Origin of the sequence: Leclercia sp. Colony189, from assembly GCF_009740165.1 — a bacterium.
Taxonomy (GTDB): domain Bacteria; phylum Pseudomonadota; class Gammaproteobacteria; order Enterobacterales; family Enterobacteriaceae; genus Enterobacter.
Genome location: NZ_CP046557.1, coordinates 389,581 through 410,836 on the forward strand (window position 1 = coordinate 389,581; position 21,256 = coordinate 410,836).

Genomic DNA, 21,256 nt, shown 5'->3' on the forward strand with positions numbered 1-21,256 from the left:
GTGAGTAAACTCTCAACCAGAGGTAGCTCACATGACTAAATCAGTAACCGTCAGTAAAAAGCCGCGTAAACAGCACACTCCCGAATTCCGCCAGGAAGCTCTGAAGCTTGCTGAACGCATTGGCGTCGCTGCCGCTGCCCGCGAACTCAGTTTGTATGAATCGCAACTCTATGGCTGGCGAAAAAAACAACAGCAACAACTGACATCATCTGCACGCGAAAGCGAACTGGATGCTGAAAATGCCCGGCTTAAACGCCAGCTTGCGGAGCTGGCAGAGGAGCTGGCTATTCTCCAAAAGGCCGCGACATACTTCGCGAAGCTCCTGAAATGAAGTATGTTTTTATCGAAAAATATCAGGCTGAGTTCACCATCAAAGCCATGTGCCGGGTGCTGCGCGTGGCCCGTAGCGGCTGGTATGCCTGGTGCTCCCGGCGTCATCAGATAAACACGCGACAGCAGTTCCGTCTGGCCTGTGATGCCGCGGTTCTCAGAGCATTCACTGATGCAAAACAACGGTATGGTGCGCCACGGCTTGCGGATGAGCTCCCGGCCTACAACATCAAAACGATAGCTGGCAGCCTGCGTCGCCAGGGGCTTCGGGCAAAGGCAGCCCGCAAGTTCAGCCCGGTCAGTTATCGTGAGCATGGCTTGCCTGTGTCTGAGAACCTGCTGAAGCAGGACTTTTACGCCAGCGGCCCGAATCAGAAGTGGTCGGGAGACATCACCTACTTACGCACCGATGAAGGCTGGCTGTATCTGGCAGTGGTGATTGACCTGTGGTCGCGAGCTGTCATCGGCTGGTCAATGGCACCGCGAATGACGGCACAACTGACCTGCGATGCGTTGCAGATGGCGCTGTGGCGGCGTAAACGCCCGAAAAATGTCATTGTTCATACTGACCGTGGCAGCCAGTACTGTTCAGCGGACTATCAGGCGTTGCTGAAGCGGCATAATCTGCGCGGGAGCATGAGCGCGAAAGGCTGCTGTTACGACAATGCGTGTGTGGAAAGCTTCTTCCACTCGCTGAAAGTGGAATGCATCCACGGTGAACGCTTTATCAGCCGGGAAATGATGAGAACAACTGTATTTAATTATATTGAGTGCGATTACAATCGCTGGCGTCGCCACAGTGCCTGTGGTGGGCTCAGTCCTGAACAATTTGAAAACCAGAACCTTGCTTAGGGCCGTGTCCACATTACGTGGGTAGGATCAGTTCACACCAGGAAAACGATTAATGACTGGCGGCAGGATTATAACGAGTGCCGTCCACATTCATCGCTGGATTACCAGACTCCAGCTGAATTTCCAGCAGGCTGGCGAAACGGGAAATATGAAGAAAAACCAACCGACATTACTAATTGAAGGTTATATCTAATCCTGGGGTCAGTCCAGTTTATTTAGACAGTTTTGGCATTTCATGTCACGTGATTTAATGTCTGGGTATTTATTCTTTTGATCAGAGTAAAGCTAGAGTTGTTTGAAGGGAAGGGGATAGGAATGCGTGAGTTCCAGCCTCCAATTACCTGCAAAGACATATTTTGAAACCTATATAAATGGGGTAAGAAAAAATATCTTCAGTGTAAAACGATATAAAAATTGCCATATCTTATTGATTATGAGTGAATTTTATTGTTTAAGAAAAATTTCTCGATAAGTGGATGTTCAAGACAGTCAGCGCTATATAAAAAATACAATAAAAAGTATTGACCCTATAGTAGTTGCAGGGTTTTTAATGCTCATCAACAGGAAACGAGCAGTATGCTCTTATGATGAACATTAACTTTACTAGGGTTATCACTATGAAAAATATCAAACTTCTCGCAGCAGCTGGTTTTCTCTCTGTTGTCTCATTCTCTGGTATGGCGCAGACGGTCAGCGTAACTGCTTCCACTCTTGACAGTGCAGAAGCAAAAATTGCTGCTAAAGCAAAAGAAGCACAAACGTCATACAAAATTCTCTCTGCGTATACTGGTAATCGAGTGCATATGACCGCTAAATTAGGGGATTAATAGATAATCATTTTAGGGTATCTATAGGAATATATACCTTGATAAAATCTGCCACTATATACTAATTTTTAATGCTTGATATGCCACATGTTTTTTCCTTGAATAGACTTTAGCGGACTGCTGATAAAGAGTCCGTATTTTTTTAATGTAATACTAATAGTTAAGTATGGTTTTTTATCCGTGCAAATATTTTAGCTCCACGTCCTCTTTGTGGAGTTGCCCCCGCTAAAACGGACACGGTTAATTTATAGCTAGCAGCGAACTTCTGTATTCCCTTGGTGACTGCATTTTCAGCCCTTTATGGGGATGCCAGTTATTATAGTCTTCCATCCATTCCGTCAGTTTTCACATCACTGTCATGGCATCCGGCAGGTCATTAACATACACGTAGTCACGCTTGAACGTTTTAACGAACGATTCAGCCATCCCATTGCTCTCCGGACTGCGCACTGGCGTCGTACACACGATGAACCTGAGTGAGGTGGCGAACGTTCTTATTGAGTCCGCTATGTAGCAACAGCCATTATCGGTCAGCCACTCAACGGCATGTGGCAGGTAAAGCGTATTGCCAAAGCGCTTTTCCACACTCTCTGTCAGCAGATCCTGCACCATAACGCTGTTTATTCCACCTGTTGTCGCCGACCAGCAGATGGCTTCGCGATCACAGCAGTCAAGGCTGAACACTACCCGCACGACTTCCCGATTCAAGCAGCGGATTTCAACACCAGTGCGTATCCGGCTTGAGTGTCACGACGTTGCCGGTATGACTGTGCTCTGGCTTTCTATGGCCAGATTTTGCCAGCAACAGGTTATTCGCCTGCATGATCCGGTAAATGCGTTTGTGGTTAACCCGCCAGTTTTGTTCCTTCAGCGCACGATTGAGGTGTGCCGTCACGCGACGGTAGCCGTTTGTCGCCCGCTCGCTGCATATCTGGCGGATAAGCGGTAACAGTCGGGCGTCATCATCTTTGCTATAGCGGGCTGGCCGCTGCTGGCGCTTCTTTAGCAGCCGTTCATAAAGATTCGAACGCGATACGCAGAGCACTTCTGCTATTCGGATGAGGAGGTATCGTCCGGTGGCAGCAATGGCATGCGCGATATCAACTTTTTTGCCTAGGCTATCTCAAGCGCGTTCCTATGGATTTCGGCTTCCATCGTCTTGCGGCCCAGCATTTGTTCAAGCTGTTTGACTTTTTTCTCCAGCGCTTGGACCTCGGAGACACTGACGACCTCGTCGCCAGCGACGATCGCAGACTTTCCACCCTCGTTCATGAGCCGTTTCCACTTAAAAAGAAGACTGGGTGTGATGTCATATTGCCGGGCAACGAGTGAGACGGTGTAGCCGGGCTGCATGGCGAGCGCAACAAAACGGGCTTTCTCTTCAGGAGTATAACGACGGCGTTTTTGCTCGCCAGTGATCACTTCGATTCTTTGCACAGGACACTCCTTAAACATAGCTCTATGACTATGTCTTACTGGTGAGGTGTCCGGTTCAAACGGAGGCTATTACCCTTTGATATTTTCACTTTTTTGATTCATTCTCAATGCCGATGCTTGGTTAAATCAGAGAAGCGTTCATCATCAGCTATCAACCGGTGCTTTTACGATTTAAGGGGTTAAGACACCGCTCACTATTCTATTCCGTTAGCCTGACTCTGTGATTTCCCGAACATAGTTCAGTGTTCTGAACAGATAAAACCAGCATATTTCTGTCCGGAGCGTCAGACAAGATTGTCTGATAAAGGGGGAGCTGCTCCTTGCAGATTAGAGCATCTCTATGTTAGCAACGTCCGCTCCTGGCACGCATGAGACATTCAGAGCCATAACTGCTGGGGACAGCCTGGCAGTCCAGTTCTTCTGTTCGGTTTCACGACTACACGTCGCCATAATTCGCTATGATGAGAAAAACAGAATAGGATATCGAAGATGAAAACTGTCGAATTTTTGCTGTACACCCTCAAACCCGGTACTGGAAAAGACTTTCATAGAATAATGAAAGAAGTGAGTGTTCCACTTCACCGTTCAGTGGGAATGGATGTTATTTCTTATGGTATATCAGCACATGACGACGATGCTTACTATCTGATCAGGGCTTATAACAGCCTCTCTCACCTGAAAACTGCCCAGGACACCTTTTATGATAGCGAAGCATGGCGTCATGGTCCCCGGCAGGCCATTATCGATAGAATAAGCATCAGCGTTAAATCGGTACTGACTCTCACTGAGAGTGCCGTTGAGCATTTACGAACCCACTGACCCTATCGCTATACGTCATGGTAAAGCCGGGATAGACACACCAGCAAGACGTTACTGTTATTCAGTACATCAGAGATGAGGCTACCGCCTCACATGCTGAATGCGGGATGTTTGACCGGCATCTATGAGCGAAGAGCGGAAGTTCGCTTTCGGAAAACCTAATCCATGTGCCAGAGGGTCTCTGAAAGAGAATGGGGCGTTTAAGTGGGGTACTTACAAAAAATCAGCCTTAACGTACAATAATTTTCGATATCCAAACTGACCCCATTAAGAGTTATCCAGCATGTATGTCTCTTCAATCAACGATTAGTACGGAGACTCATACTAAACTGGAAATAAATCTCATAATAGCGCTTAAGCCGGAATGACTAGCGCTGTCCGGCAAATAGTCGCGGATGATTCAAGATCCACTTATTAAGTGGATCTTGATAGCATCCTGTTAGTAAACCGCTTGTTTTATAAGTAAAATTCCTTTGGCGGGTGTGTAATATTCAGTAGGCTGGCCGGTTATTTCACGCAGCACCTCAGTGACAATACTATTGACCATTCCCGTCAGTTTAAGCAATTCGGCAAAAGTTTCATTCTTGTCAATTATCTTTCTGGTGCCATTTGGAACGTAGAGCAGCATTGCAGCATTAGGGTTCTGTGCAAGATAATTTAGCCATCTGTGAGTCTCTACAAGGACAGCCAGCTCGTAGTATTGGCTATGTCGGAGATTGTTACCATCTGCGTGGTACATCAGCGAGGCAATATCATAACTACTGAGTTCAATTTTAGTACCCTCAGCTTCACTATCCGCTTTTAGTGTCTTAAGAAAACGAATAGACTTACGCAATCCTCCATTACATTGATCGCATTTGTCTTTAATTCGTTTGATGTGGAGGAAAGGTAGGTTGTAGATACGTTGACGTGTGTTTTTATCTATAATAGTGACCCCACGTTGATCTACATCTTTAGTATGTTGGTACTCTTTGGTATCCCACCAGATGCTTGGCACCACATCCACTTCTCTCTGCAAAGACCCTCCCGTTATTCTCAAAGATTTGGCGTTGTTGTCATCAACATCTGCCGCAGGGAAAGTTGCTTTCAGGGCATCCCTAGCGGCATCCCTGAGTTCAAGGATGACATCCCCATCATTTTTGTTCGTAGGGGTGTAGCGGCCAATACCGTCGCTATCATAAATAAGCATCTGAGTGTCTATAATCAGCAGATCCACATCACTGAAACTTTTAATATGAATATCCAGTGGTACAGAGCCTTGGACACGAAACTCCAGATTAAGATCTAATTTCTTTACCAGTTGGTTCTCAATACGCTTGGCAGTTTCAAAAGAAATTTCGGTATAGCGGTTATCAACCGGTTGCATGGCACCTATAACATAGCGGGTTGCAGAATCTTGTTTTCCCCTGGTTTCCCAACTTTCATTTAAATCCAGGAAACCTTCTAGCAAAGCATAGTTTTCCAGTCCATTGACCTGCTCCCCGTTGATTAGTACACCCCGATGTTAGTAATGTCTTCATAAGCCACATGAGGACATCCCCATGAAGAAGCGTTTTTCCGACGAACAGATCATCAGTATTCTCCGCGAAGCCGAAGCTGGGGTACCCGCCCGTGAACTCTGCCGCAAGCATGCCATTTCCGATGCCACGTTTTACACCTGGCGTAAGAAGTATGGCGGTATGGAGGTGCCTGAAGTTAAGCGCCTGAAGTCGCTTGAGGAAGAGAACGCCAGACTCAAGAAGCTGCTTGCCGAAGCCATGCTGGATAAAGAGGCGCTTCAGGTGGCTCTTGGGCGAAAGTACTGACGACAGACCAGAAGCGGGAAGCCGTGATGTTGATGTGTGATGCGACCGGTCTGTCGCAACGTCGTGCCTGCAGGCTTACAGGTTTATCCCTGTCGACCTGCCGCTATGAGGCTCACCGTCCGGCTGCTGATGCGCATTTATCAGGGCGCATCACTGAGCTGGCACTGGAGCGCAGGCGTTTTGGCTACCGTCGTATTTGGCAGTTGCTGCGCCGTGAAGGGCTTCATGTTAATCATAAGCGCGTGTACCGGCTTTATCACCTCAGTGGCCTGGGCGTAAAACGCAGAAGACGTCGTAAAGGGCTGGCAACAGAACGTCTGCCGCTGCTCCGTCCGGCGGCGCCCAATCTGACCTGGTCGATGGATTTCGTCATGGACGCACTTTCCACCGGTCGCAGGATCAAGTGTCTTACCTGCGTCGATGATTTCACAAAGGAATGCCTGACGGTCACTGTTGCCTTTGGGATTTCAGGCGTTCAGGTCACGCGTATTCTGGACAGCATTGCACTGTTTCGAGGCTATCCGGCGACGATAAGAACTGACCAGGGGCCGGAGTTCACTTGCCGTGCACTGGATCAATGGGCCTTTGAGCATGGTGTTGAGTTGCGCTTAATCCAGCCGGGCAAGCCAACGCAGAACGGATATATTGAGAGCTTTAACGGACGATTTCGCGATGAATGTTTGAATGAGCACTGGTTCAGCGATATCGTTCATGCCAGGAAAATTATTAATGACTGGCGGCAGGATTATAACGAATGCCGCCCGCACTCCACGCTGAATTATCAGACACCGTCTGAATTTGCAGCGGGCTGGAGAAAGGGTCATTCTGAGAATGAAGATTCCGACGTTACTAACTGAGTGTTGTATCTAATCGTGGGGGCAGGTCAGACAAACTAGATTATCCGTGGCTATTCAATAAGCTTGCAAAGCAAGGTTTCTCCTTCATGAGGTGGCCTGCTCACTTCGCTTTATCTGGTGATAGTGAACCATCAGGTATTTATTACATACAAGGGAAGGGGGCAGGTTTCATTATTAAAAGGTTAATTATTAAGGTTTTAATAAATTAATGATGAAACAACTCACCAAAGTAATGAAAAACTAAGGTGAGTTGGAATTACACAAGCTCTACTTATCAAAATTCATTCGGGTTATTCTTCAGCTATGTGAAATACCATGTCCTGAAGAACATGACTTACATGGTGATCCATTATGCTATAAAATATGTACTTACCCTTTCTCTCTCCGCGAACAAGCCTTGCACTTCGTAACAACCTCAGATGATGACTGACCAGAGATTGTGATAACTGGAGCGACTCAGCAATGTCGCCTACAGAGACCGAACCACGCATACAGTAAAGCAGGATTCGTAGTCTTGACTGGTCCCCCAGTAGATGGAAAATCTCGGAAAGTTGCCCAATGTCGTTTTGCGAGAGCATTGATAGATCTGGCTCCGCGACATGATCTGTCGCGGAACAGTCTTGTATGTTGCCGCAATCTGATGTGCTGGACATTATGATTCTCCCTCCTAAATTGATAGTGCATCACCAGAGGCCTGATTAATGTTTGTGGCCTGGACTAGAATGGTTATGCTTTTTTCCGTGTTCGTGTTCGTGTTCGTGTTCGTGTTCGTTACGCAGTTTTGTCGGTGAAAGGCTGCATGTATTATCGTTTTGATCGTAATTCCAGTCGATTCCCACAGTTGCATGTTCTATTTTGAACTGCTCATAAAGTTCTTGTTTTACAAGCTTCACAACGTCTTTTACGTCCACATCTTCCTTGGCTCTTACTTCCAGTGTTGCCATCGTCCGACCTGAGGTTATTTGCCAGACATGAATATGACTTACGGCTGCTAAGCCCTTAACAGAACTGATTAGTCTCTGTTCCACCTTGTCTGGGGAGGCATCTTCAGGCGCTCCTTCTAACAGGATGTGCAGCGATTTTGCTAATAATTTCCAGGCACTACGTAAAACCAGTGCTGCGACAAGAACGGAAAGTATTGGGTCAATCGGTGTCCAGCCCGTGTAGTAAATGACAATAGCGGCGACAATAGCGCCAACAGAACCCAATAGATCACCCATCACATGTAAAATAGCACCTTTGACATTAACATGATCGGTCTCACCACGGGTCATGATCCATAATACCAATATGTTGACCAACAATCCTGCAATGGCAACGATCAGCATTGGGCCTGCCAGTATAATTGGTGGAGCTTGTAACCTTTCCCATGCCTCATATGCAATCCACGCCACAATAGCGAAGAGTGTCAGGGCATTAAAGAATCCCGCGATGACTTCAAATCGCAAATATCCAAAGGTTCGTTTGCTATCAGCAGCTCGACGGCCAAAACGGAATGCCGCATAAGCCAGCGCCAAAGCTACTGCATCTGTAAGCATGTGGCCTGCATCTGCCAGCAATGCTAATGAGCCAGAAAGTATCCCTCCAACAGCTTCGACCACCATAAATGTGAATATCATGAGGAAGGAGATAAGGACTTTACGCTCGTTTGCACTGGTTACTGCTGGAGTATGGTCATGCTCGTGATCATGTGATTGTGACATAGGGCCTCAAGCGGTTGGTTATACATGATGCCTTCAATATAACATATGAATATGTGTTCATGTAAAGGGTTTTTATATCCATTCCTTCCACGGCATCGGCATGTTCAAAATAATGCGCTTGACCTTCCCACGATGGTAAGCCTTAAGGTTGTTCTTTATCTGACCATAACGATGAGAAATACATCATGAGCATTCAAAAAAAACAGCATTCTAATGATGGTGAAACTCAAGTCAGCTTGCCCATTGAGGGAATGACTTGTGCAAGCTGCGTTGGACGAGTTGAAGCCGCTCTGGCTAAGGTTGAAGGCGTACAAAACGTAAGCGTTAACCTTGCAACAGAGCGTGCAGATATCCGCCTAAATGCATTCGTTAATCGTATGGCGTTGGTTGAAGCAGTTGAAAAGGTTGGTTATGAGGTTCCTCAAGCTTCTGTAGAGTTATCAGTTCAGGGCATGACATGTGCATCATGCGTAGGGCGTGTCGAAAAATCGCTCCGAGCGGTTAAAGGTGTAAAAGAAGCCACTGTTAATTTAGCGACTGAAAGAGCTACTGTACGTGGAACCGCAGGAGTTGATGACCTCATAACTGCTATCGAAAAAATCGGTTATGAAGCCAGCCTGGTTGATAACCAAAGCCAGAATAATGATAGTGCCGCAGAAAAAAAAGATGCTGAAAAGGTTGCGTTGAAGAAAGATTTAGTTCTGGCGACCGTACTTGCGTTACCAGTATTTATTCTGGAAATGGGGTCGCATGTGATACCGGGAATGCATCAATGGATAATGGATACCATTGGGCTCCAGGAAAGCTGGTATCTCCAGTTTGTATTAACATTGCTGGTGTTGGCTATTCCGGGGCGGCGCTTTTACCTGAAAGGTATTCCCGCGTTATTAAGACTTGGCCCAGACATGAACTCTCTCGTCTCCGTCGGGACTCTCGCTGCATTCGGTTATTCAATGATTGCGACCTTTGCTCCAGGTCTTTTGCCTCAAGGTACCGTCAATGTGTATTACGAAGCTGCTGCGGTAATCGTCGCTCTTATTCTTTTAGGACGATTTATGGAGGCGCGAGCTAAAGGTCGAACGTCTGAGGCTATCAAGCGTTTGGTTGGATTGCAGGCCAAAGAGGCGCATGTGCTGCGTAACGGCATTGTCATCGATATTCCCATTAGTGATGTAGCCCTTGATGACATTATCGAAGTTCGACCAGGTGAGCGGATACCTGTTGATGGTGAGGTGAGTGAAGGAACAAGTTTTGTCGATGAATCGATGATAACGGGGGAGCCTATCCCCGTCGAGAAAGTTCCCGGAAGCTTAATGGTTGGCGGGACTGTTAACCAGAAAGGAGCATTGAGGTTGCGTGCAACAGCCGTTGGTGGCCAGACGATGTTGTCACAAATAATCAGAATGGTAGAGCAAGCCCAGGGCTCTAAACTACCTATACAAGCCGTGGTCGATAAGGTGACATTATGGTTTGTTCCTGTGGTGATGCTGGCAGCGTTGTTAACTTTCCTTGCCTGGTTAACATTTGGGCCATCACCGGCCCTGTCTTTCGCACTGGTTAATGCCGTGGCTGTATTGATCATTGCCTGCCCATGTGCAATGGGATTGGCTACCCCAACCTCTATCATGGTAGGTACTGGGCGTGGTGCAGAAATGGGGATCTTGTTCCGTAAGGGAGAAGCTCTGCAGTTGCTTAAAGATGCCAGGGTTGTCGCTGTAGACAAAACAGGTACTTTGACTGAAGGGCGCCCAGTAATGACAGACCTGGAGTTGGCCGAAGGGTTTGAGCTTGACTTAGTATTAGCAAAAGTTGCCGCTGTTGAATCACGTTCGGAACATCCTATTGCCCGCGCTATCGTTGAAGCTGCTCTAGGAAAAGAGATATCGCTGCCAGCGTTGACTGAGTTTGATTCAATTACTGGGATGGGCGTCAGGGCTACCGTAGACGGAGAGCGCGTAGAGGTCGGGGCCGATCGATTTATGCGTGAGTTAGGCTTGGATATCGAGTATTTTTCAAAGACTGCGATACGCCTTGGAAACGAAGGAAAATCGCCACTCTATGTTGCTATTGATGGACGTCTGGCTGCCATTATCGCAGTCGCTGACCCTATTAAATCAAGTACGCCGATTGCCATAAATGCATTGCACCAACTGGGGCTCAAAGTCGCAATGATTACCGGTGACAATGCCAATACAGCAAATGCGATTGCGAGACAGCTTGGTATTGATGAAGTGGTTGCCGAAGTGTTGCCAGAAGGGAAAGTTGAAGCAGTTCGTCGGTTGAAGGAGTCTTACGGTAAGGTCGCTTATGTTGGTGATGGCATTAATGATGCCCCAGCTTTAGCCGTGGCAGATATTGGGCTTGCAATTGGTACAGGTACCGATATAGCGGTGGAATCTGCTGATGTTGTCTTAATGTCCGGCAACCTACAGGGTGTGCCTAATGCTATTGGATTGTCTAAGGCAACCATAGGTAACATCAGGCAAAATCTTTTTTGGGCGTTTGGTTATAATGCCGCATTGATCCCTGTAGCAGCAGGCCTGCTGTACCCTGCCTATGGATTGCTGCTTTCACCAATCTTTGCTGCAGGCGCGATGGCGCTATCCAGTGTATTTGTCCTGGGCAACGCACTTCGTTTGCGTCGGTTCCAGCCTCCGCTGGCAGAAGACTCTGAGCACTAAGAAAAGGGGAGCTATGAACATTGGTAAAGCATCGAACGAATCAGGAATCTCCGCAAAGATGATTCGCTATTACGAGCAAATTGGTCTGATTCCTGCTACTGGCCGTACCGAAGCGGGCTACCGTGATTATGCACCCAATGATGTCCATCGTCTGATTTTTATCCGCAGTGCGCGCGATCTTGGTTTTTCTCTTGAAGAGATAGCCGATTTGCTCAAGTTATGGAATGACAAATCTCGCCAGAGCGCCGATGTTAAACGTCTGGCACAAGAGCATATGGATGATTTAGAGCGACGTATGGAAAATATGCGACGAATGGCAGATACACTCAGAGCTCTGATCAAAAGCTGTGCTGGGGATGAGCGAGTTGAATGCCCAATACTCCAGACATTAATGACCGCTGATGCTAAAAGCCATCCCGGTAAGAGAGAAGGGGCAGTGCAACGTCGTTCTCGTGGTAACGAAATGGAAAAAGCCTGACCCCTTATTTTAAGGGCATGATGGCGTAGCACAAAGCTGTATGGGCTTGTGTTACGCCATCAGTCTAATCAACTTATAAGCGCACACCACTAATGCACACCCCCCAAGTGGTCAGTTGGTACGGTTAAAGGAAGATCACCATTCTCTTCATCAGCAGTCAATTTCTGTACTATCCCGCATTCGTCCACGCTCCGGTCTGAGCTGCAATAGTTATTAAGTTCTTTGAGTTGTATTTCCAGGGCTATTAATTCTTTAATACGATGCTGAACATGAGTGAGATGGGCACTGATTATTGCATCAATGGGGCCACAGTCTTTACCGTGATTATTCATTGCCAGTAGCAATGCACGTATTTCCTCATGGGTCATATCAAGAGAGCGGCAGCGTCGGATAAATAATAACTTTTCCAGATGAGTATTGTTGTAACGGCGATAGTTATTTTCAATATCTCTTAATGGAGCCTGAAGTAATCCTTCTTTCTCATAGTACCGAATAGTTTCCACCGGACAATCCGCCTTACGGGCCAATTCACCAATTTTCATGCCTCCCCCCTTATGCGCTTGACCCTCTAGTTAGATTAGGGTCTTTAATCGTCAGTATAGTTAACAGATGAGGCAATGAAAATGAGTGGTGGTGTAAAAAATAGCAAAAACCCTGCAGGAGACGAAGCGGCTAGTTGCTGTGAAACGTTCAATTTAGGGACAGGACTCCGGGTTAAGAATACTGGTGAATCACATAAAGCAAATGATCATGCACATGATCAGCAGGCTCATAATCACAAGAAATGCAGTGATGATCATTCCCATGAAGGTCATAACCATGAAGGCCATAACCATGAAGGCCATAATCATGATGCCCATAGCCATGGCGGCGAAGGGCATTCGCATGATGAGCATAATCATAAGGGATGTAACCATGCTCATGCCGCGCAAGAGCATTCTCATGAAGGCCACGATCACGGCCATGAGGGGGATTGTTGCTCCGCTGCTCCAGAACAATTGAGTAGCCTAGGGGGCTCGCAGGTTGTGGCTGGTGGATTACGGACAGAAATTCGCATTATGCAGATGGATTGTCCTGTTGAAGAAAATCTTATCAAAAAGAAACTGGGTGGAATGAGCGCTGTTAAAGAGCTTGATTTCAACCTGATGCAGCGTGTTTTGACTGTAACCCATACACCGGATTCGCTTGAAGCTATCATGGCTGCAATTCGCTCGTTGGGATTCGCGCCAGAAGTCTCTGATAATACTAGCGGCAAGAAAAATACCCAGGAGAAAAAAAAGCCCTGGTGGCCATTAGCTCTTGCTGGCGTAGCTGCTCTTGCAGCCGAAGTGATGCACTGGGCTGATATGCCTGACTGGCTAGAAGCTGGGTTGGCTTTGATAGCAGTGCTTTCTTGTGGTCTGACAACCTACAAAAAAGGTTGGATTTCGATTCGCAATGGCAACTTGAATATCAATGCACTAATGAGTATTGCCGTTACTGGGGCTTTGGTCCTTGGGCAGTGGCCAGAAGCGGCGATGGTTATGGTGTTATTCACCATTGCCGAGCTGATAGAAGCCAAATCACTTGATAGAGCCAGAAATGCAATAGGTTCCCTGATGAACCTGACTCCTGAAACTGCAATGGTCCAACAAGCTGATGGAACATGGCAGGAAGTTGACGCCAGTAGCGTACAACCGGGCAGTATTGTCAGGGTAAAACCAGGTGAACGAATTGGTCTCGACGGAGAAATCGTCAAAGGCCAAACCACCATTAACCAAGCTCCAATTACAGGTGAAAGTATGCCTGTCGATAAAATTGCGGGCGATGCTGTATTTGCTGGAACAATAAATCAGTCAGGCTCTTTTGAATATAAAGTCACTGCAGCTGCAAATAATACAACCCTTGCTCGCATCATTCATGCCGTTGAGCAGGCGCAAGGCGCCAAAGCAGCTACACAACGTTTTGTTGACCGCTTTTCCCAGATTTATACCCCCGTCGTTATGGGTATTGCTGTTGCGGTTGCTGTATTGCCACCATTGTTTGGGGCAGGAACATGGCAGGAGTGGATCTATAAAGCTTTAGTTATGCTTGTCATTGCGTGTCCATGTGCCCTGGTTATTTCTACGCCAGTAACGATTGTTAGTGGACTTACTGCAGCTGCTCGCAAAGGGATTCTCATTAAAGGCGGTGTTTATCTTGAGCAGGGACGTAAGCTAAAAGCCCTTGCGCTGGATAAAACAGGAACTATTACCTATGGGAAACCAGTACAAACCGACGTAATGGTATTCAATGGGTGGAGCGAGCGTGAAGTTCGTACTACTGCAGCTAGTCTCGCTAGTTACTCTGATCACCCTGTTTCACTGGCAATTGTGAATGCTTCTGCTGATTTGAAAAAGCAGGATGTTGACAGCTTTGAAGCGATTGTTGGGCGAGGTGTGCATGGCGCGATTACAGGTAAGGATTTTTACCTTGGTAACCTGCGTTTGACTGAAGAACACTTTAATTGTCCATCAGAGATTAAAGCAACAGTACAAAGGCTGGAAAGCCAGGGTAAAACAGTTATTTTACTCAATGATGGTAAGCAAGTGCTTGGGTTGTTCGCTGTTGCTGATACTGTTAAAAACAGCAGCCGTGAAGCGATTGAACAACTTCATGAACTTGGCGTTAAAACTATTATGCTGACTGGTGATAACCCACATACAGCTAAAGCAATCGCATCTCAGGTTGGAATCGATGAGGCTCGAGGGAATCAATTGCCAGAAGATAAACATCGTGCAGTTGAAGAGCATTCACGGATTGGAATCACTGGGATGGTTGGTGATGGTATCAATGATGCACCGGCTCTGGCTGCAGCTGATATCGGTTTTGCTATGGGCGCAATGGGTACTGATACGGCGATTGAAACTGCAGATGTAGCCTTAATGGATGATGACCTGCGTAAAATCCCAGCCTTTGTAAAATTATCCCGACAAACGTACAGCTTACTCGTGCAAAATATCAGCCTCGCTCTAGGTATTAAAGCCGTATTCCTTGTACTCACGCTCATGGGAATGGGAACTATGTGGATGGCTGTATTTGCTGATGTTGGTGCCAGTCTTCTGGTTGTGGCAAATGGCCTGAGGTTATTACGAAAATAAAGAGTTGGGTCCCTGAGTTCTTCATGGATGACAGACTCAGAGACCGTATTCTGGTTTGAATATATTCATAGAATATGGTTTGGGGGGAGAGAATGGACACCAGGAAATATTCTGAAAGTGTTGTCAAAGATATTTTGCAGTGGGTTGAAAGTTCATTGAATACAACCTTGCCAGTAGAATTTATTGCTGAGAAGTCTGGGTATTCACGATGGCATTTTCAACGTTTGTTTAAACAGACGACCGGTGTTGCGCTGGGTGAATATGTTCGTGCTCGTCGATTATCATGTGCTGCGATTGATCTGAAATTGACTTCCAGAACAGTCCTAGACATTGCACTTCAGTATGGTTTTAATTCGCAACAAACTTTCACGAGAGCTTTTAAAAACAAGTTTCATCTTCCTCCCGGTCGGTACCGCAAGCAAGGGAATTGGAATTTATCAGCGCTGTGTCCATCTTTACTTTCAGATTATGAGGAGAGATATGCCAATGTTAGTTAATGACCCCGTATTAATTTCTATGATAGAAGATCTGACTGATAAGTATAATAAAATGCAGGATTTTTTAATCGATGATGAACCTTGTATTGATATCGTACGGTCGGTGTATGAGTTGGAGTGTACAGTTAGTGAATTCAAAAAAAGAATTATACTTCAACATATTTCCTATTGCCATTCAGATGAATGTGATGACCCTGACCTGCATGTCGCCTTAATTGACAATATAAAAAACATACTTGACTATCTTGAATAATTTTACAAGAAGGGCATTAGGCTTTCTTAAAACCATTTGTGTTTTGGATGAATAAATATTTTTAATTCACTGATTTCCGTATGGTCTCAACCATAAAGAATATGATGGTAACTAACCCGGGTCAGTCAGTGCGACTCATGCAAGATGCTTGATGTGTATATCGTATAAAATCTTGACCCTATATCAACTTCATGGTTTTTAATGGAACCAAGTCGAGAGTAGCGAGGACGATGAACAGAGCAATAGGGGGAATCATCAATGGAACCTTGTTGCGGACGTTCTGCCTAGTCGCTAGAGCAAACAGAGGTCTCCATGATCAAGCAAAAAACTATCAAGAATATTGTTGAATTAAACGGTATTGGCTTGCATAGCGGTAAAACCGTTAACATGAAAATCATGCCTGCTGGTGCCGATAGTGGCATACGGTTCCGTAGAACAGATGTAACTCCTGTTGTTGATATTCAGCTCCGTGCCGATCAGATTCATGACACTATGCTGGCAACAAGCATTATCAACCCTCAGGGAGTTCGAGTTTCAACAATCGAGCATTTCCTTTCTGCGGTGTCTAGCATGGGGCTTGATAACCTCTTGGTGGAGCTCGATGCTCCAGAACTTCCCATTCTCGATGGGAGTGCCAGAGGATTCATAGACTCAATAATGCACGCTGGTTTGATAGAGCAGTGTGCGCTAAAAAAATATCTTCTGATAAAAAAAACGGTTTCCGTAAAAGATGGCGACAAATGGGCTCTTTTGCATCCAGACTCAAAGTTCTCGATCGATTTTATGATTGATTTTAAGCATCCCTTGATTTCTGCTGAGACTAATAGATTAAATATTGAAGTGTCGAAAGAAAACTATATTAGCGAGATTGCTGATGCCAGAACTTTCGGATTTGTTCGTGATGTAGAACTTCTACAACAAAAAGGTCTTGGGTTAGGGGCAAGTTTGAACAATGCGATAGGGCTTGATGAATATAGCGTTCTGAATCCGGAAGGTCTGCGATTTAATAACGAACTTGTGCGACATAAAACACTGGATGCGATTGGAGACCTCTTTGTATCAGGCCATAATATTATTGGCGCCTACCATGCTTATAAGTCAGGGCATGCATTAAATAATAAGTTGATGCTTGCACTGTTGAATGATGTCGAATCATGGGAATTAGTGAGTGTTGGTGAATATAAAAATGATGCCACTAGAGAAACCATCCTTTCTAAACCCAAAGAAGAGTGTTTTGAGTCATTAAGTATGTGGTCATAAGGGATATGAGTATGTTCGTCACATCTGGTTTTTTACACAGCTTATCTTGATGATTTTTTTCTTGACCTTACCACCACGGGAAGGTCTAGGCTGGATATCGACTAAGTCTTGATGAGCCAAACGGTAACCGTATCACTACGTATGCAAGGTAAGAGTGTCAGAAACGACGTCATTTGAAACTGGATCTGATATTAACAGAATACATTTTGGGAGGTAAGGATGAACATTGGTGATGCTGCCCGGTTATCCGGAGTTTCCGCCAAAATGATCCGCTATTACGAAGAGGCGGGATTAATACCGGAAGTTGCAAGAACTGCAGCCGGGTATCGGATGTACAGCGATATTGATGTGTACAAATTGCATTTTATACGTCGATGTCGGGAGTTAGGTTTCTCTCTGGCGCAAACAGGAGAACTTCTCTGTCTTTGGGGTAACCATTCGCGCCAAAGCGCTGATGTGAAAAAATTAGTCGAGTCACACATCCGCGAGTTGACTGTAAAAATTCAAGAATTTCAGCGTATGGCATCAATACTTACAACGCTTTCTGATTGCTGTGCAGGGGATGATAAGCCTGAATGCCCTATTTTGCGTGCACTGTATCTTGCAGATGTTAACGGTTTGCAGGAATCAGATTCTGGCCCTGAAATTACTTAGCCGCTACCCATATATGACAGTAATTTCAACTGAAATTACGCCCACAAAACAAGATGATATTAACATTAATTGGGTTAGTAATTCTTGGGTGAAAAGAAAGCAATGTGGTTTTTAAAATATATTAACTGTTTTTAGTAGTGAGGTTTACAATGTCAGATATTATTCCCGGATATTGCACACTTTGCCGTTCGCGTTGCGGGACGTTGAATGAAGTAGCAAATGACCACCTGATCAAGGTACGGGCCAACCCTGAACATCCTAATGGTAAGGCCATGTGTATGAAGGGCAAAGCGGCACCTGAGCTGGTGGACAGCGCAAATAGAATTCTGTACCCGATGAAGAGAACCCATCCTAAAGGTGCCGAGAACCCGGGCTGGAAACGTATAAGTTGGGAAGAGGCTATGTCAACGATAGCCGGACAACTGGAAAAATTTAAACGAGAGAACGGAGCTGAATCTGTCGCTTTCGGTTTTACGAGCCCAAGCGGTACCCCCCTCAGCGATGCAATTGAATGGTTAGAGCGATTTGTTCGTATCTATGGCAGCCCAAACACCAGCTATGGAACTGAAATATGTAACTGGCATAAAGACGTTGCACATCGATGGACCTTTGGCTGCGGCATCCCTGTTGCTGACTATTCCCATGCCGATCTTATCCTTCTTTGGGGGCATAACCCCGCGAATACTTGGCTTGCCCAGGCTAGTGCGATTGGTACTGGTCGAAATAACGGTGCAAAACTGATCGTCGTGGATCCTCGCCCGACACCTTTAGCGAAAGAAGCAAATGCCTGGCTTGATGTCAATCCTGGAACTGACGGTGCATTAGCTTTGGGGTTAAGCCATCTCCTGGTAGAAAGAAACCTGTTTAATCATGAGTTTGTTCGAAACTGGACTAATGGTCCTTTGTTGGTTCGAAATGATAATGGTTATTTTCTTCGGGAAAAAGATATTAACCCACTTGCCATCAGTAATCGCTATACAGTTTGGGACGAACACAACCAGCAAGTCACATTTATCGATTCCGAGACTCGAACTGAAGAAACGCTGACGCCTACAGCTGCACTTGAGGGTAATGTTGAAGTTGCAATAGCTGATGGTGCAAAAATTTCCTGCCAAACGGCGTTTTCATCTTTTAAAGATATGTTGGCTAATTATGACCCAGAAAACGTAAGCCGTATCACCGGGGTATCTGTTGCATCAATTGAAGCCGCTGCGAGTTTGATTGCCGGGGCCAAGAAAATCGCCTACCACAGTTGGTCTGGAGTGGCACAACACACTAATGCCACCCAAACAGAACGTGCGATTGCGACACTGTATGCTTTAACCGGTTGTTTCGATCAGGAAGGATGTAATCGAATCTATGCCAGCCACCCGGTGAATGTGGTTAATTCACCGACACTGATGCCAAAATCACAATGGGATAAAGCATTAGGTCTTGAAGAAAGGCCTATCGGGCCGCCTTCACAAGGTTGGGTTCATTCTCAGGATATCTGGCATTCAGTATTAGAAGGTACACCCTATAAAATTCGCGGGTTAATTGGCTTTGGTGCCAACATATTACTTTCACAAAGTGATACTTCTCTCGGACAACAGGCGCTTGAGGCACTTGAGTTTTATGCCCATGTAGATTTGTTTGAAACGCCTACATCAAAGTATGCTGATATCCTTCTGCCAGTAAACACTGCCTGGGAGCGCGAAGGCCTAAGAACCGGGTTTGAAAGTAGTGCTGCTGCTCAGGACCACATTCAGTTGAGAAAAAAAATGGTCTCTCCGCGCGGTGAAAGCCGTTCCGACCTTGAGATTGTTTTCGATCTTGCATGCCGGTTAGGAATGAATGAAGCGTTCTTCGACGGCAATATTGAGGCAGCCTGGAATTATCAACTAGAACCATTAGGTTTGACTGTTGAGATGCTCAGAAATAAGCCAGAAGGTTACGATATCCCGCTTGAGCATAAAGTCAGAAAATATGCTTTCAGAGACCCAAATAGTGGATATCTGGCAGGTTTCAATACAGAAACAAAACGTGCAGAGTTTTACTCTGAGATCCTTCATCGCTATGGTTACAATCCTTTACCTGAGTATGTACAGCCGCAAGAATACCAGCGCAACGATCCTGATTATCCACTAATGCTGACATCCGTTAAAAGCGGATTCTTCTGTCATAGCCAACATCGAAGCCTGACTAGCCTACGAAAAAAAGCACCTTATCCAACGGTAGACATTTCGGCAGCTCTGGCTGACGAAGAAGGTATCAAGACGGGGGATTGGGTAGAAATTGAAACGAGAGCAGGTCTTGCTCGATTTAGAGCAAAAGTGGAAGCCAAACTCTCTCATGAAACTGTAATTGCTGAGTTTGGGTGGTGGCAGGCTTGTCCTGATTTTGGCAAACCTTCATACCCGGTTAAAGGTGAGTACAGTAGCAATTACAATAGCTTAATCAGCGGTGATAGCTATGATCCAGTCAGCGGTGCTTTACCTTTGCGTTCATTCCGCTGCCGCATTCGCCGCTTGAATGATTTTGAGCTGATAAGACGCCCCTGGGAAGGTCGTAAAACATTCAAAGTCATTGAACTGAAAAAAGAAGCAGATAATGTTACGACAGTTACCTTCCAATCGAATAGTGAAGGCTACTTACCTGATTATGAACCGGGCCAGCATATCACTGTTAGCTGTTGTCCGATGAGCGATTCTGAAGAGATCGTTACCCGGGCGTATTCGCTGACAGGCCCTGCGTTTGTTCATGACCGTAAAACCTATTCCATTTCTGTCCGTCATCAGAAAGCGACTGATGAGAAAGGTGAATATGTAGAAGGAATAATGTCATCCTACATAAACACGCATTTGCAGATAGGCAAGGATGTTGAACTTACGCCTCCTGGGGGGAATTTCATTGTCCCGCTCAATGCCGTCCAGCCTGTCGTAATATTTGCTGGCGGTATTGGAATTACTCCATTCATTTCCTATCTGGAGTCTATTAACCCCCAAGCGGAAGGTCCGGAAATCTGGCTTTTCTATGCTAATCAAAATAGTAGGCTACATGCGTTTAAGAAAAGAATTGCGGAGCTAAATGCGTCTATTGACAGGCTTAAAGTAATTAATATCTACAACCAGCCCCTCGACTGTGATATTCCAGGATTGGATTATGATAGAGCTGGTTATGTTGGTGCGGGAGATGTCGAGGCATATCTTATTGAGAATAATGCTCGTTATTACATGTGTGGTCCGCAGCCTATGATGGATGCGATATCCCGAGGGCTTCAGGAGAGAGGTGTACCTGCATTTGCTATTTTCTACGAGATATTTCGTTCTCCGACAAAAATAAATAATGATCCCTCATTACGTCATAAAGTAATTTTTGCAAAATCAGGAAGAGAAGAGATCTGGACCACGGATAAAGGTACTCTGCTGAATTTTGGAGAAAAACTTGGGATTAAAATGCCTAGTGGTTGTCGTGTTGGACAATGTGAAAGCTGTTCAACTAAGGTGATTGCCGGGAACGTGCAGCATCTGAATGGTGTGGAACCCTCTGATGAGGGTGCATGTTTGACATGCCAGTGCATTCCTGCCGGTGATATCACTATTGATGCCTGAGATAGGTATTAGCATCCTTTACATCAGGCCATTTTAGTGGTCTGATGTTATTCAATGGATAACGCTATGTTTTAAAGACATTTTTAATTATTTT

General features: G+C 45.7%; 15 protein-coding genes and 2 pseudogenes. 12 read left to right on the forward strand and 5 right to left on the reverse strand.

Annotated elements, in window-relative coordinates; all coding sequences use genetic code 11:
* Nucleotides 1-31 precede the first annotated feature (31 nt).
* Nucleotides 32-1,362: pseudogene (locus GNG29_RS01875) on the forward strand (IS3 family transposase).
* A gap of 437 nt (nucleotides 1,363-1,799) precedes the next feature.
* Nucleotides 1,800-2,009 (forward strand): YdgH/BhsA/McbA-like domain containing protein, encoded by a 210-nt coding sequence (locus tag GNG29_RS01885; protein ID WP_032443218.1) that lies wholly within the window; start codon nucleotides 1,800-1,802, stop codon nucleotides 2,007-2,009.
* A gap of 240 nt (nucleotides 2,010-2,249) precedes the next feature.
* On the opposite strand, the pseudogene GNG29_RS01890 reads toward GNG29_RS01885, so the two are convergent.
* Nucleotides 2,250-3,446: pseudogene (locus tag GNG29_RS01890) on the reverse strand (IS3 family transposase).
* Between the two features lie 489 nt (nucleotides 3,447-3,935).
* Between GNG29_RS01890 and GNG29_RS01895 the strand changes: the two are divergent.
* Complete coding sequence (locus tag GNG29_RS01895) at nucleotides 3,936-4,265, forward strand: NIPSNAP family protein (protein ID WP_016154439.1); 330 nt, start codon at nucleotides 3,936-3,938, stop codon at nucleotides 4,263-4,265.
* Between the two features lie 439 nt (nucleotides 4,266-4,704).
* On the opposite strand, the gene GNG29_RS01900 is transcribed toward GNG29_RS01895, so the two are convergent.
* Complete coding sequence (locus tag GNG29_RS01900) at nucleotides 4,705-5,715, reverse strand: hypothetical protein (protein WP_231736578.1); 1,011 nt, start codon at nucleotides 5,713-5,715, stop codon at nucleotides 4,705-4,707.
* Nucleotides 5,716-5,806: 91 nt separating this feature from the next.
* Between GNG29_RS01900 and GNG29_RS01905 the strand changes: the two genes are divergently transcribed.
* Nucleotides 5,807-6,927, forward strand: a protein-coding gene (locus GNG29_RS01905; protein WP_156653759.1) for an IS3-like element ISSen4 family transposase whose coding sequence is annotated in 2 segments (ribosomal slippage) — nucleotides 5,807-6,065 and nucleotides 6,065-6,927 — 1,122 coding nt in all. Because the reading frame shifts where the segments join, the coding sequence is not laid out codon by codon here.
* Between the two features lie 290 nt (nucleotides 6,928-7,217).
* Here GNG29_RS01905 and GNG29_RS01910 read toward each other — a convergent pair.
* Together GNG29_RS01910 and GNG29_RS01915 are read right to left on the reverse strand one after the other, a co-directional pair.
* Nucleotides 7,218-7,580, reverse strand: coding sequence for a helix-turn-helix transcriptional regulator (locus tag GNG29_RS01910; RefSeq protein ID WP_016154435.1), 363 nt, complete (start codon nucleotides 7,578-7,580; stop codon nucleotides 7,218-7,220).
* Between the two features lie 45 nt (nucleotides 7,581-7,625).
* Nucleotides 7,626-8,630, reverse strand: a complete 1,005-nt coding sequence (locus GNG29_RS01915; RefSeq protein ID WP_009654826.1) for a cation diffusion facilitator family transporter — start codon at nucleotides 8,628-8,630, stop codon at nucleotides 7,626-7,628.
* Nucleotides 8,631-8,815: 185 nt separating this feature from the next.
* Here GNG29_RS01915 and GNG29_RS01920 point away from each other — a divergent pair, with 185 nt between their 5' ends.
* Nucleotides 8,816-11,311 (forward strand): heavy metal translocating P-type ATPase, encoded by a 2,496-nt coding sequence (locus GNG29_RS01920; RefSeq protein WP_009654818.1) that lies wholly within the window; start codon nucleotides 8,816-8,818, stop codon nucleotides 11,309-11,311.
* A 13-nt stretch (nucleotides 11,312-11,324) separates the two neighbouring features.
* Complete coding sequence (gene cueR, locus GNG29_RS01925; protein ID WP_016154433.1) at nucleotides 11,325-11,789, forward strand: Cu(I)-responsive transcriptional regulator; 465 nt, start codon at nucleotides 11,325-11,327, stop codon at nucleotides 11,787-11,789.
* Between the two features lie 89 nt (nucleotides 11,790-11,878).
* Here the strand turns inward: cueR (GNG29_RS01925) and GNG29_RS01930 are convergent, their stop codons facing one another.
* Entirely contained in the window at nucleotides 11,879-12,331 is a 453-nt protein-coding gene (locus GNG29_RS01930; RefSeq protein ID WP_009654812.1) for a Cd(II)/Pb(II)-responsive transcriptional regulator, read from the reverse strand.
* 81 nt (nucleotides 12,332-12,412) lie between these two features.
* Between GNG29_RS01930 and GNG29_RS01935 the strand changes: the two genes are divergently transcribed.
* The 6 genes from GNG29_RS01935 to GNG29_RS01960 all read left to right on the forward strand — a co-directional run bounded on the left by GNG29_RS01935 (nucleotide 12,413) and on the right by GNG29_RS01960 (nucleotide 21,162).
* On the forward strand, nucleotides 12,413-14,908 hold the full coding sequence (locus GNG29_RS01935) for a heavy metal translocating P-type ATPase (protein WP_016154432.1): 2,496 nt from the start codon (nucleotides 12,413-12,415) through the stop codon (nucleotides 14,906-14,908).
* Between the two features lie 92 nt (nucleotides 14,909-15,000).
* Nucleotides 15,001-15,405, forward strand: a complete 405-nt coding sequence (locus GNG29_RS01940) for a helix-turn-helix domain-containing protein (protein WP_071532327.1) — start codon at nucleotides 15,001-15,003, stop codon at nucleotides 15,403-15,405.
* Complete coding sequence (locus GNG29_RS01945) at nucleotides 15,389-15,658, forward strand: hypothetical protein (RefSeq protein ID WP_223175622.1); 270 nt, start codon at nucleotides 15,389-15,391, stop codon at nucleotides 15,656-15,658. Before GNG29_RS01940 ends, GNG29_RS01945 begins: the two co-directional genes overlap by 17 nt.
* A gap of 312 nt (nucleotides 15,659-15,970) precedes the next feature.
* Nucleotides 15,971-16,918 (forward strand): UDP-3-O-acyl-N-acetylglucosamine deacetylase, encoded by a 948-nt coding sequence (gene lpxC, locus GNG29_RS01950; RefSeq protein WP_023302364.1) that lies wholly within the window; start codon nucleotides 15,971-15,973, stop codon nucleotides 16,916-16,918.
* Between the two features lie 219 nt (nucleotides 16,919-17,137).
* Complete coding sequence (gene cueR / locus GNG29_RS01955; protein WP_023336667.1) at nucleotides 17,138-17,572, forward strand: Cu(I)-responsive transcriptional regulator; 435 nt, start codon at nucleotides 17,138-17,140, stop codon at nucleotides 17,570-17,572.
* Between the two features lie 149 nt (nucleotides 17,573-17,721).
* The gene (locus GNG29_RS01960; protein WP_023302365.1) at nucleotides 17,722-21,162 is read left to right on the forward strand and encodes a molybdopterin-dependent oxidoreductase; all 3,441 of its coding nucleotides are present in this window, start codon (nucleotides 17,722-17,724) and stop codon (nucleotides 21,160-21,162) included.
* Nucleotides 21,163-21,256: the final 94 nt, after the last annotated feature.

Excerpts from the sequence above, each read along its gene's own strand:
- GNG29_RS01915 (WP_009654826.1), bottom strand. The coding sequence starts at position 8,630 with ATGTCACAATCACATGATCACGAGCATGACCATACTCCAGCAGTAACC.
- cueR (WP_023336667.1), top strand. The coding sequence starts at position 17,138 with ATGAACATTGGTGATGCTGCCCGGTTATCCGGAGTTTCCGCCAAAATG.
- GNG29_RS01910 (WP_016154435.1), bottom strand. The coding sequence starts at position 7,580 with ATGTCCAGCACATCAGATTGCGGCAACATACAAGACTGTTCCGCGACA.
- cueR (WP_016154433.1), top strand. The coding sequence starts at position 11,325 with ATGAACATTGGTAAAGCATCGAACGAATCAGGAATCTCCGCAAAGATG.
- lpxC (WP_023302364.1), top strand. The coding sequence starts at position 15,971 with ATGATCAAGCAAAAAACTATCAAGAATATTGTTGAATTAAACGGTATT.
- GNG29_RS01885 (WP_032443218.1), top strand. The coding sequence starts at position 1,800 with ATGAAAAATATCAAACTTCTCGCAGCAGCTGGTTTTCTCTCTGTTGTC.
- GNG29_RS01940 (WP_071532327.1), top strand. The coding sequence starts at position 15,001 with ATGGACACCAGGAAATATTCTGAAAGTGTTGTCAAAGATATTTTGCAG.
- GNG29_RS01930 (WP_009654812.1), bottom strand. The coding sequence starts at position 12,331 with ATGAAAATTGGTGAATTGGCCCGTAAGGCGGATTGTCCGGTGGAAACT.
- GNG29_RS01920 (WP_009654818.1), top strand. The coding sequence starts at position 8,816 with ATGAGCATTCAAAAAAAACAGCATTCTAATGATGGTGAAACTCAAGTC.
- GNG29_RS01895 (WP_016154439.1), top strand. The coding sequence starts at position 3,936 with ATGAAAACTGTCGAATTTTTGCTGTACACCCTCAAACCCGGTACTGGA.
- GNG29_RS01960 (WP_023302365.1), top strand. The coding sequence starts at position 17,722 with ATGTCAGATATTATTCCCGGATATTGCACACTTTGCCGTTCGCGTTGC.
- GNG29_RS01935 (WP_016154432.1), top strand. The coding sequence starts at position 12,413 with ATGAGTGGTGGTGTAAAAAATAGCAAAAACCCTGCAGGAGACGAAGCG.
- GNG29_RS01945 (WP_223175622.1), top strand. The coding sequence starts at position 15,389 with ATGCCAATGTTAGTTAATGACCCCGTATTAATTTCTATGATAGAAGAT.